Origin of the sequence: Vibrio sp. 03-59-1, assembly GCF_013114135.1 — a bacterium.
Lineage (GTDB): Bacteria > Pseudomonadota > Gammaproteobacteria > Enterobacterales > Vibrionaceae > Vibrio > Vibrio cortegadensis.
On record NZ_VTYA01000001.1, the window covers coordinates 174,249 to 186,210 of the forward strand.

The following is an 11,962-nucleotide window of genomic DNA, read 5'->3' on the forward strand; positions in this document are numbered from 1 at the left end:
TCGATAATTCGATATGGGTAAAAAAGGCTCAGCCCGAAATGTGGGCTGAGCAATAATGATTTGTTTTAGTTGACTGAGATGTAACCTTTTTTAGCAACCAATGCTTGAGCTTCATCGGTAACCATCCAGTCAAGGAATTGCTGTGTTGATGCTGAAGGCTTGCCTTCTTTGTAAAGAACTAGGAATGGACGAGCCACTTTGTATGAACCATTCTTAACATTACTCACTGTCGCGTCAGTACCGTCGATAGGGAGCGCATGTACTGAGTTATCCACTGTACCTAAAGAGATATAGCCAATCGCATATGGGTTCGAAGCAACCATTGTTTTCAGTGCGCCATTACCATTAGCAACTTGTGCTCGTTGCGAAATAGCCGATACTTTTACACCTGAAATTTTCTTTTTCAATTTCATGATATCTTCAAATGCACCGCGAGTGCCTGATGCCGTATCACGAGTAATCGCAACGATTGGTTTATCTGCACCACCAACTTCTTTCCAGTTGCTCACTTCGCCTTTATAGATTGCTGTAACCTGTTCAGCCGTCAATTGTTGAATGCCGTTTTTAGGATTTACTACGACCGCAATACCGTCACGAGCTATTACCAGTTCTTTTAATTCAGGTTCCTTTTCAGAGCTTTTTAGATTTCGAGATGACATCCCTAAATCTGCTGACCCATTTTTTGCTGCTTTAACGCCTGCAGAAGAGCCAGGCCCCTGCACTTCAATATAAACATTTGAATTCGATTTCATGTATGTTTCAGAAAACACTTCCATAAGCGGTGTTACGCTACTGGAACCTACCGCAGAAATAGTTTCTTTTGCTGAAACTGAAGTCACTGTTAAAGCACCGAATAGAGCGATTGCGCCGATTACTGTTTTTTTCATCACAAATTCCTTTAGTGGCCTTATTGCCGTTGTGTTTCATTTGACGATGCTCACTTTAGGCAGGTTATGTGACAGTTGTGTTTCAGTTCGTTGAAGCCTCTATGACAACGATAACCTCTTCACCCTCTTAATTATTTTTTGTATTTATAGACCGAAACGAAAAATAACGAACATGAATGCGTTCAAATTATTGGGTACTGAACAAATTAGTGTTAGGGTGGCGTTTGACTTCAAATGGAAGCAAAATCACAGAGTTACCGCCGACAAAGACAAAGATCTTTGAGCCGATAACACTTTCGTTTCCAAACATTACACATATTTTTATTACAACGTTAAATAGAGGCTTTTATGCGTCAACTACTCAGTAATCTATCAATAAAGATACAGGTCATTGTTCCTGTTCTTTTCACAGTTGTTCTTCTGCTTATTGGAATCACGTTTGGTGGTCAAAAATTGGAAGAAGCATTCAATGACGTGACAACATCGACTGAAGGTGTCATCGTATATAAAGATGGGCTTAGTACCATTGTCGACAATACTTACGCCATGCGTATTAGCGCAATTTACAGCTTATTTGACCCAAATGAAGTCGAGTTGCTTTCAGGAAAATTGAAGACTAGTCAGCAAGCAAACTTTGAGCAACTTAATGTTCTAGACCGTATTTCATCTTTGAAATCAGAGGTTAAAGCTGTGCGAGAAGCGATGAATGCCTACGTCGATTACTCACAAAACACCATGATCCCTCTATTAAAGACCAAGCATTCCGCGACAAATTTATCGGATAGTTTCCAACAGCAATACAACCAAGCTTCTGCTGAATATCGCGATGCTGGTGCGAAGATGGTTAACGCGATTGACGCACTTTCAAATAAGTTAAACAAGATCTCTCTTGATGATTTACGCATCAATACCGAAAAACACACAAGTACTCTTAGCGCGATCACTATTGGCTTGATTGTTGTTCTTACCATTGCATTGATAAGCGGCTGGTTATTAGCAGGCATCATTGTGACTCCAATTCGCAAACTCCAAGATACGATGCGAGAGATCGCCAAAGGTAATCTTCGAGTGAAAGCCGATGTTGACGGTAAGAATGAAATTACCGACCTATGCCATGATGTCAATTCAACCGTTGAACAACTGCGTCATACCGTAGATTCCCTTATCCGCATCAGTGTTGAAGTGGCGTCTGCATCAACAGAGTTGGCGGCGGTCATGACTCAATCAAGTGCCAATTCAGATCAAGAGAAGCAAGAAGTGGAACAAGTGGCTTCTGCGGTCAATGAATTAGAAAGCACGGCATCTAACGTAAACAGCAATGCCGTAGATGCCGATGCAGCATCAAAACGAGCCGATGAAAGTGCTTCACACAGCATGAAGTTATTTGAAGAGAGTAACCGCGCAAATGTGAAAATGGCAGACCAGTTGGGCGACGCTGCGGGTGTCGTTAGCTCATTGAAAGAGCAGTCTGAAAAAATTGGTAATGTGATTGAAGTGATTCAAGGCATATCAGAACAGACGAACTTACTGGCGCTTAATGCGGCAATTGAAGCGGCTCGCGCAGGCGAAAGCGGCCGTGGATTTGCTGTCGTTGCTGATGAAGTTCGCTTACTAGCAGCAAGAACTCAATCATCAACACAAGAAATTCAGGCCATCATCGAAGAGCTCCAACATCAGTCTGGCTCAGCTAACGAGAGCATGATTTCAAGTTTAACCACGTTAGAAGAGAACCAACAGCTTGCAAATCAAGTGAACCACGCACTATCTGAGATTAGCGAATCAGTCGGTGATATTGCTTCGATTAATACTCAAGTTGCAACGGCAGCAGAAGAGCAAAGCCATGTAACAGCAGATATTAATCGCAACATTTCAAACATTTACGATTTGGTTAGTCAAAACGTAACTGGCGTCACTCAAGCAGCAGCGGCTAGCCATGAGCTATCCAACCTTGCTGAGAAGCAAAAACTGGAACTTGATTACTTTAAAGTTTAAGTAGTACACATAAGAAAAAGCTAAACACTAGAAACAAAAAAACCGCCAAATTGGCGGTTTTTTTTAATTCAAACTCTACTCTTCTGCTGGCTTATCTACCGCAGGCTTCGCAGGTTTTTTCTTTGGAATAAAGACAGAATCACCCACTGCAACATTCTTATGGAAGCTCTTATCACGTTGAGTTGGTTTTTTCGGAGTCTGTGCTGATTTCGCTTTCGCTTTACCTTTTGCAGGGCCACCTTTCTTAAAGGCAGGCTTACGCGGGCGAAGACCTTTGAATTTACCTTTCAATCCTTCTAGTACAGAGAAAGCTAAATCTTGTTGTAGGTAGGTTTCTACACGCTTGAAGCTATCCCAATCTTTTGGTCCAACTAGAGAGATAGCATCCCCTTTATTACCAGCACGGCCAGTACGACCTACACGGTGAACATACTCTTCCGTATGCTTTGGCATATCGAAGTTGATAACATGGCTCACGTTTGGAATATCGATACCACGAGAAGCGACATCCGTAGTCACAAGGATCTTAAAGACTGCACGCTCAAATTGGCTCATGATCACATTACGTTGAGTTTGGTTTAAATTACCACTCAGAGCGACGGCTTTAAGCTTCTTCTCGTTTAGCTTTTCAGTTAAACGATCAGTATCCACACGAGTTGCTGTAAAAATCATGACCTGACGGTATTCAGCTTCTTCAATAATACGGTCGAGGATTGCTTCTTTATGATCTAAGTGATCGCAAAGATAGAATTTTTGAGTAATGTCTTTATGTTCTTCGTTCGAAACACCAACAGAAATACGTTTTGGTGAATCAAGCATTTCAGATGCAATATCATTAACTTCCGCGTGATCCAACGTTGCTGAAAACATTAACGTTTGACGACGACGGTGTTTTGCCGCTTTATGAATGCGTCGTAATTCAGGTGCAAAGCCTAAATCTAACATACGATCCGCTTCATCAAGAATAAGCGTATCGACACCATCTAAATGCAAAGAGCGGTGCTCAAGGTGATCGGCAAGACGACCAGGAGTAGCCACAATAAAGCGTGGGTATTTGCGTAACGCTTTAACTTGATCGTTAAAGTTTTCACCACCAAGAATTAGGGTCGCATCATAAGACAATCCACCCAGCATTGAGCGCAACTCACCGTAAACTTGTTTCGCCAGTTCACGTGTCGGAGCCAAAATCACACCACGAGGATCTCTTGCAGAAAATGCTTTATTTTTGAGAGCCTTATGCAGCATAGGTAAAACAAATGCTAAGGTTTTGCCTGATCCCGTCTTTGACGAAGCCAACAAATCTTTTCCTGCAATAACAACAGGAATCGCTTGTTGTTGGATCTTTGTCGCTTTTTTAAAGTCGTAGTGTTTCAGATTTTTAAGTAAGCGATTGTCTAGGCTTAAATCTTTAAAGTGCAATGGACTCTCCAGTCTTAATGATTCGATATAAAAATTGGTTAACACGATATGATAACGCAAAAGCAGCCATTATAGATAGAGATCACATAAAAATTATATGGAATTGAAAGTACCGCCTTCAGCCTCCCTCTGTTGATTCTCAGATATAAGAATGTTCAATATCTGAACGATACTTACTTCAACTATTGAACTTTTTATCATCAGATAACTAGGTGTATTGATAATTAGTCGCTACAATCAAGGTGATGCGACTATATGATGAAGAATGTATAGCGCGCGATTCGATACTTATTGAACAAGGAGTTCCTATGAACAAAATGTTACTTGCTGCTGCAACAACATCAGTACTACTTCTTGCTGGGTGTGCTTCAGGGCCAGATGAAGCGAGCATGGCAAAGATGGATGAACTAAATAACAAAGTGTCTCAACTAAGCCAAGAAGTGGCATCTCTTAAAGGTGAGCAAGCTGACGCTGAAATGAAGTCAAAAATGGCAGCGGACGCGGCAATGTCTGCACAAGAAGAAGCGGCTCGTGCAAATGAGCGTATCGATAACATTGCACAGTCTTACACAAAATAAGCGTCCTTATTTTGTTCCAGCACCTGCTATTCAGTAGGTGCTGCTATTTCTACAGGCAAACCGTTTTGCGCCAAAATGACAGCCTTCGCTTTACTATCTGACAGTTGAAACTCTTCCAACCACCAATTTAGCTCAATAGGAAGGGTAAGAGGTTGTTGCGTTCCATCACTGCGAGTTAATGGCTCATGAGCCTCAATAAACACGCTCCGATCCGGTTCAAGGGCGATTTTAATCGGCTGATTGATCACTTTCACTTTCTCGCCTTTACTTACCTTTTCAAAAAGCCACTTGATATCTTGAGGTTCCATACGAATACAACCAGAACTCACTCTCAAGCCAATACCAAACTCTTTATTAGTTCCATGGATCAAATAATCTCCAGCGCCATACCCAAGCCTCAAAGCAAACTCCCCTAACGGATTGTTGGGACCTGCCGGTACAACCGCGGGTAGTTCAATGCCTTTTGCTAAGTACTCATTACGAATTGAAGTGGGAGGAGTCCAAGTCGGATTCGCTCTTTTCTGACTAATTTTCGTTTCCATTTCTGGAGTGTCGCGTCCAACCCTGCCAATACCAACGGGGAAAACATGGACTTGATTCAGGGAAGGTTCAAAATAGTAAAGCCTCAATTCAGCAAGGTTAATGACAATACCTCTTCGCGGAACTTGAGGAAGAATCAATTGTGAGGGGATAGTAAGTACATACCCTTCAAGGGGAAGGAAGGGATCAACGCCTTTGTTTGCAGCCATTAATGATAAAAAACCAACATCATATTGCTTGGCCACTTTGGCTAAGGTCTCGCCTTTTTCAACAACATGCAGTTGCAAACGACCAACGATATGGCTGTCATCTTCAGGTAACTCAAACGTGGCAGCATGGCTTCCATTTGTCACGCCTAAAATGAGTGTTAGTAGTAGCCCTAACGGTTTGAATCGCAGCATTTTTCGTTATTCCTTAGCACTTTATCTTTTACAAGGTTATCTCTCTTTCGACTGTTTTATCAACTATTGAGGCGAGATAGTTGATCTTACAAAGTGCTTCCCTGCATCCATACTGCTTAAATTCAGTCACTGCTCGCTATTTCTTCGGATGACAGATACAGCTTATCAATAACGTCAGATACCGAGACTTCCTGCTCAGCGTGACTCATCCACGCTGTCAATATTGCGACTTGTTTATCTGCCAATGCTCGATTAGAAAAAAAGTGTACATGAGAAAAGCTGGTAACGGTTTCATGCTTGAGTAAAGCAGATACACTTTCTACCCCATCTAGCATAACCATGTAAAAACCCATTTCACTCAATTTCAAGCACGAAAGCCATGCCGGTATACTGCCAATCGGATCCAAATTGACAAATAAACATTTCCCTTTATGTGCAGCTTTTCTCTCCGCCTCAATAATTGAGATCAATCGCGTGAGCATAATTGACTGAAACAGGCTTTTTTGAATGGTTCGCTGCGGGCCTTTGACAAGCTCCAGCGCATCCAAAATAGGGAATACAAATTGCTCGGTCACGATGTCTAACGGGTACTCTTTTAATACCATGCTAACGATCGATTCTGCCTTCCCATTATTTAAAGAGGCTAGTGCTGAGATCAATGTATCAACGTCTTCTAAAACCGGTGAGGTACTTGCTTGAGTTCCGGCCCCGGCATTATTTATCAGCTCAGATTCAAGCAGCGGTTTAACTTTCCCTATGGAAATGCCTTTCGCCAGCCAGCTTTGAATCGACTTAATAGTCTCTATATTACCCTGCGTATAAAGCCTATGCCCCTTTTCGGTTCGTTGGGGCTTAATTAAATTGTAGCGTCGCTGCCACGCCCGAAGTGTCACGGGTTTAACTCCTGTTAACTCAGACACTTCGCGTATGGCATACAACTTATGATCTTCTGTCTCACATTTTTCATGATCAGATTCATAGTGCATAGCGTAATCCTAGTTCTTGCGGATACGGTTGGAGATACTTTTGCTGTAGTAAATACGAGTCAGGAAACGCCTCTAAGTAGTGATTAATTAGAGTTAACGGTGCAAGGATCGGAAGCAAGCCGGTTCGGTATTGATCTATCACACGGCACAGTTCCGCTTTTTGCGTCCCAGTAAGCAGTGTTTTGAAATAGCCTTGGATATGCATCAGAACATTAGTATTGTTTTTCCTGCTTGCTCGATTTCTTATCGCTTGCATGAATTCAGTACGATAACGTTGGTAAAACTCATTCTCATCGTAATCTTTAATATGTGCCACCAAACGACCTAGTGATTTATATGACTCAGGATGGTGAGCCATCAAGCTCAATTTATAGCGAGAATGAAAAGCAACTATTTTTCCGGGCGTTGGATCGCCCCCCATCGAATCATAGAAATCTCGCAAGCTATAGACTCGTGTAATGAAATTCTCGCGTAATACAGGGTCTTGTAACCTTCCATCTTCTTCTACAGGCAACCACGGCATTTGCTCCATCAACTCTTGTGTAAATAAGCCAACACCATTTTTTTGCGCTTGGTTACCTTGGTAAACTTTTACACGCTCCATGCCGCATGTCGGAGAGTTAGCGCATACAACATAACCGCACAGCTCTTTTTTACCAAGATCTTGAACTTTCTGTTTCGAAAACTGAATCATATTGTCGGTATGGTCTTTCGAACTGTCTTGACTTTGCAGTAAGCGAATTCGCTCTTCGTCAGAAACCAACCGTATTGCCGGTCTTGGTGTCGGCATACCTATAGAAACTTCAGGACAAACGGGCACGAAAGAAAAATAGTCAACAAGATCCCGAGCAAGAAAATGATTTAATTTACTTCCTCCATCAAATCTGACTGGATTTCCAATGATACATGCACTCACTCCGATCTCAATATGCGACATAAACACCCCCAAAACTATACAAAATTAACCTACGTATAACTTATAGCATGCCAAAACTGATTGTACAAAAAATATTTTCGTACAACCACTATTAATAATTCACATAGCAAATCGATTGCCTTACAACTTTCAACAAAAAGAGTTATCAATATTGGCAATGTAGTGCACCTTGCACTATTCTGTGATGAATGTCTCAAGGTAGGCCGTGATATCTAGCTATTATTGCTTCAACAGACAGAAACAGATTCAACAGAATTGGTGATTTGAATTTTAAATCCTTGTCACCACGATAAAAACTTTGGAGATACAACTATGGCAACCCCTCATATTAATGCTCAAGCTGGTGATTTCGCTGAAACAGTACTAATGCCAGGTGACCCACTACGCGCTAAATACATCGCAGAAACTTTTCTTGATGATGTAAAACAAGTATGTGACGTTCGTAATATGTTTGGTTACACAGGTACTTATAAAGGTAAAAAAGTATCAGTAATGGGTCACGGTATGGGTATCCCATCGTGCTGCATCTATGTTCACGAACTCATTGCAGAATTCGGTGTTAAAAATGTAATCCGTGTAGGTAGCTGTGGCGCTGTACGTGATGACGTTAAACTAATGGACGTTGTTATCGGTATGGGTGCTTCTACAGACTCTAAAGTGAACCGTATTCGTTTCAACAACCACGATTTCGCTGCAATTGCTGATTACGGTCTTCTAGAAGAAGCAGTAAGCCAAGCTCGTGCACAAGAAGTTCCAGTTAAAGTTGGTAACGTATTCTCTGCAGACCTTTTCTACACTCCTGAAGCTGACCTATTCGGCAAAATGGAAAAACTAGGTATCCTAGGTGTTGATATGGAAGCAGCGGGTATCTACGGTGTTGCTGCTGACTTAGGTGCAAAAGCACTGACAATCCTTACCGTTTCTGACCACATCATCCGTGGCGAAAAACTAAGCTCTGAAGATCGTCAAAAGTCATTCAATGACATGATGAAAGTTGCTCTAGAAACAGCAATCAACATCTAATAAAAATTCATTTTGCTGCTGAGGTAAAACTTGGCAGCCTGAATATCCCGAGGGGGCGATCGTGTCCAACGGCAAACTGCCAAAAGACGCAGATGGTTTACAACTCAACTTTTGTAAAACATTGGCGTGTGACAACTTTGGATTGAGCGACGCAAAACGTTACGTTTTGCAACATGCGAACCCTAAGCGTCCGGCGATGGTTTGTCGTGAGTGTGGAGCTTTCCCCCCCTTACTTAACAACCAAGAAGTTCTTAACGAGTTACATAGGTTAAGACAACTTCATAGTGATGGCCTTCCCGCTTGTCGTAACGGCGAGTGTGAGAATTTTGGTCTATCCGTTCACACCCACAAACACCTCTACCATGCTTTTGGTTTCAGTGGTGATCGTCAGCGATACCGTTGCAAACAGTGCCAATCCACGTTTGTTGACAAGTGGTCTGGTATCAACAAAAAATTAGCCTTTCAAGAAAACTTACTTGGGTTGCTCTTTATGAGTTACTCCGTACGTGAAATCTGCCGAAAACTCTCAATCAACCCAAAAACGTTCTACGACCATGTTGACCATATTGCAAGTCGCTGCCGTCGTAAACTGGCGATGATCGATGCTCGTTGGGTAAATCATGCAGAATCATTTGAATTTGCTTCTCACTATATGCCACTGCAACCTAAAAGCAGTAATGGCGTATTATGGATTGCGACAGGCGAAGCGCACTCTGGCTACATTTTATGTCAACACGTAAACTACTCTTCTGGTGAAGAACCTGAAGGTTCAGTCGATCATGACCCTTACAGCACACCTTCACGGTTTGTCTCTCGAGACCACTCTTCAGAAGCGAATTTACCAACACCAGCACCTTCACCTCTATTACGTGAAAGAATAGACCAACAGTATCAAACCATTTTGGCTCGTGGAAATGTCGAGGACCCAATGGGGAACCTCACAATCTTCAACTACCCATCGAAAGGGGCGCTTATTCGACCGCCTTATACGTCATATGCACATTTTTTACATGTGCTAGATATGTGTAACGAAAATAAACGTGTTTCGATTTATATGCCACAAGATCCTGTTCTTCGTTCTGCCGCTCTTAGCGTATGCTTACCGCGAATATTGAGTCAAAACGTTGACTTAATGTATGTGGAAGAAGATAACGGCTGGAGCAACGATACTGAATTTGAAAAAACAGATATCGTGCATATGGGATGGTGGCGAGATCGTTGGGCAATATCCAATCAAGGCTCTGCTCATAAAGGCATTTGCTATCTTGCGGGTGAAAACCATGCGCCAAAACATTGGCTTAGCAAGGCGTCAGTAAAACAGACTGAGTTTTACCAGCAACGCTTCCAACTTCTTTTTGATAACTTCATAAACGAGCCGAGACGCAAGCTGCGCCCTGGAGGATTACTTCCTCTTCTCGATATATTCAGAGCTTGGCACAATTTATGCTACCAAGATAAGCATGGGCTTACAGCGGCACAAAGATTAGAGCTTACAGAGCATCCTCTTACATTAAAACAGCTCCTGTCTTAATACTTTAAGGCTAGAATCTAATGATATGGCGCAAGATTGCCGCTATCTCAATTCGTCACTTTGCTGTATTAAGTGTGAGTCGGCACTAATTATTGTTGCTTAGACATCAAACTTTACCTTTATAAGTCCATAAATAGTGCTAATCGAGGAGCACGCTAATATAATGATCACATTATCAATATGTTCGGTAGTCATGGATATTACTTTTGGATAAAAATCAGTCTCTTTTAGAAATCGAAATAGAACAACTGAAATCACGCATTGATTCAGAGCCTAAAGATGCATTACGTATCGCTGAACAGTGCCTAGTTCGTTCAGAGCAGATTCTTTTTCAAGAAGGCGCTATCCAGTCATTAATGATTATGGCGCGATGCTATTGGTCTTTGATGGATTATAGGAAAGGCTTGAAAACCATCAAAGAAGCTTATTCTAAGCAAAGTCGCCTCGATACTGATAACTACCTCCCTGAAATCCTACACGTACATGCCTTGCAATATTGGGGGCAAGCCAAATACTACTCTGCGCAACAATTTTGGATTAATGCGTTAGAGCAATCTGCCCTTGTTGATGAAGTCGAAATTCAAATTGAATGTCTTATTGGGCTGGGCAACGTATGGCGAATCACTAACGAACATAAACTGGCCAGCTCAACCCACAAGCTTGCTGTCACCGTTGCAAATAGTGCTCGAATTGGCTGGCTTGAAGGTAAGGCTCGCATTCTTCTCGCATGGGACTATTACCTACTCAATAATTACGTTGAAATGCTATCAGTACTTGATGGTGCCCAGGATGCTTTGGAAGGTCATCAAGACAAAACATGGCAAGCTGAAGTATGGGATTTTAGAGGCTTAGCTTTACTTGGTCTTGAGCGGCTAGATGATGCTGAAATTGCAACGAAAAAAGCTCATGACCTTGCTCTGAAACACAATTTAACATGGATTAAAGCTCACTCATTTATCAGCAGAGCAAGGCTTGAACTATTAAAGAAGAAACCAAAAGAAGCTACAAAATTACTTTTGGATGCTGAACAATCGGCCTCTCTTTTTGATAATGGTGAACTTCTCAGTCAAATTTGCTTTCAACAATCTTTAGTCGCTGAAAAACAAGGTGATTTTGAAGCCGCACTGATCGCCTTTAAAAAATACCGCCAGCACTCTATTAAAATGCTGAATGAACAAACCATTCGAGTCAGCTTAGATAAAGCTCGAGGTTCGAAGCGCCAACTTGAGCAGCGTGCACGTAAGCTAATTAACAGAATCCGTGGTCAATACGAATATGACCCACAGAAACATTATTCAAACGTTGTTTCTGAAACATTCTGGTGGGAGCAATTGGTTCTATTTAAAACAGAACTTAAACACTCCAATCACGCCATAATTATGCTTCAACACTCTGATCCGGCTTATTTAGACGTATGTACAGAGATTGCTCATACACTGTGTAACCACAATGATCTGCTCTCTCGCTTAAGTAGCAAGCGCATTGCGATGCTAGTCTCGGAGAAAGGTGACGCGGCACACCAGCTATTTCTCGTTCTCAGTCAAATGATTGAAATCTACCCTTGGCATCGTAAAGGTTTAACAGGCGAACTACCAAAATTGACACTACAAGACATTCTCACTTTTCCATTCACCCTTGAGCAATTAGAAGAAAGCCAATAGAAGGTAC

Annotated in this window: 10 protein-coding genes; 5 read left to right on the top strand and 5 right to left on the bottom strand. The window is 41.9% G+C overall.

The window, feature by feature from the left end; translation table 11 throughout:
* Positions 1-65: 65 nt before the first annotated feature.
* Positions 66-887, bottom strand: a complete 822-nt coding sequence (locus F0249_RS00770) for a phosphate ABC transporter substrate-binding protein (RefSeq protein ID WP_113798465.1) — start codon at positions 885-887, stop codon at positions 66-68.
* Positions 888-1,235: 348 nt separating this feature from the next.
* On the opposite strand from F0249_RS00770, the gene F0249_RS00775 reads away from it, so the two are divergent.
* Complete coding sequence (locus F0249_RS00775; RefSeq protein ID WP_171755524.1) at positions 1,236-2,879, top strand: methyl-accepting chemotaxis protein; 1,644 nt, start codon at positions 1,236-1,238, stop codon at positions 2,877-2,879.
* A gap of 75 nt (positions 2,880-2,954) precedes the next feature.
* Here F0249_RS00775 and F0249_RS00780 read toward each other — a convergent pair whose 3' ends face one another.
* Complete coding sequence (locus F0249_RS00780) at positions 2,955-4,298, bottom strand: DEAD/DEAH box helicase (RefSeq protein ID WP_171755525.1); 1,344 nt, start codon at positions 4,296-4,298, stop codon at positions 2,955-2,957.
* Positions 4,299-4,606: 308 nt separating this feature from the next.
* On the opposite strand from F0249_RS00780, the gene F0249_RS00785 reads away from it, so the two are divergent.
* Positions 4,607-4,876, top strand: a complete 270-nt coding sequence (locus F0249_RS00785; protein WP_017054384.1) for an Lpp/OprI family alanine-zipper lipoprotein — start codon at positions 4,607-4,609, stop codon at positions 4,874-4,876.
* A 26-nt stretch (positions 4,877-4,902) separates the two neighbouring features.
* Here F0249_RS00785 and F0249_RS00790 read toward each other — a convergent pair whose 3' ends face one another.
* The 3 genes from F0249_RS00790 to F0249_RS00800 form a co-directional block, all read right to left on the bottom strand.
* The gene (locus tag F0249_RS00790; RefSeq protein ID WP_017054383.1) at positions 4,903-5,817 is read right to left on the bottom strand and encodes a L,D-transpeptidase family protein; all 915 of its coding nucleotides are present in this window, start codon (positions 5,815-5,817) and stop codon (positions 4,903-4,905) included.
* A gap of 122 nt (positions 5,818-5,939) precedes the next feature.
* Positions 5,940-6,803 carry a MerR family transcriptional regulator gene (locus F0249_RS00795; RefSeq protein WP_171755526.1) on the bottom strand — a complete coding sequence of 288 codons (864 nt, stop codon included), beginning with the start codon at positions 6,801-6,803 and terminating at the stop codon, positions 5,940-5,942.
* Entirely contained in the window at positions 6,793-7,740 is a 948-nt protein-coding gene (locus F0249_RS00800; RefSeq protein ID WP_113798475.1) for a DUF523 and DUF1722 domain-containing protein, read from the bottom strand. The genes F0249_RS00795 and F0249_RS00800 overlap by 11 nt, the downstream gene beginning before the upstream one ends.
* Positions 7,741-8,052: 312 nt before the next feature.
* Between F0249_RS00800 and deoD the strand changes: the two genes are divergently transcribed.
* From deoD to F0249_RS00815, 3 genes are all read left to right on the top strand, one after another.
* Positions 8,053-8,763 carry a purine-nucleoside phosphorylase gene (deoD, locus tag F0249_RS00805; protein WP_017054380.1) on the top strand — a complete coding sequence of 237 codons (711 nt, stop codon included), beginning with the start codon at positions 8,053-8,055 and terminating at the stop codon, positions 8,761-8,763.
* A gap of 61 nt (positions 8,764-8,824) precedes the next feature.
* Positions 8,825-10,294, top strand: coding sequence for an IS1 family transposase (locus F0249_RS00810; protein ID WP_113798477.1), 1,470 nt, complete (start codon positions 8,825-8,827; stop codon positions 10,292-10,294).
* A 206-nt stretch (positions 10,295-10,500) separates the two neighbouring features.
* The gene (locus F0249_RS00815) at positions 10,501-11,955 is read left to right on the top strand and encodes a hypothetical protein (protein WP_113798479.1); all 1,455 of its coding nucleotides are present in this window, start codon (positions 10,501-10,503) and stop codon (positions 11,953-11,955) included.
* Positions 11,956-11,962: the final 7 nt, after the last annotated feature.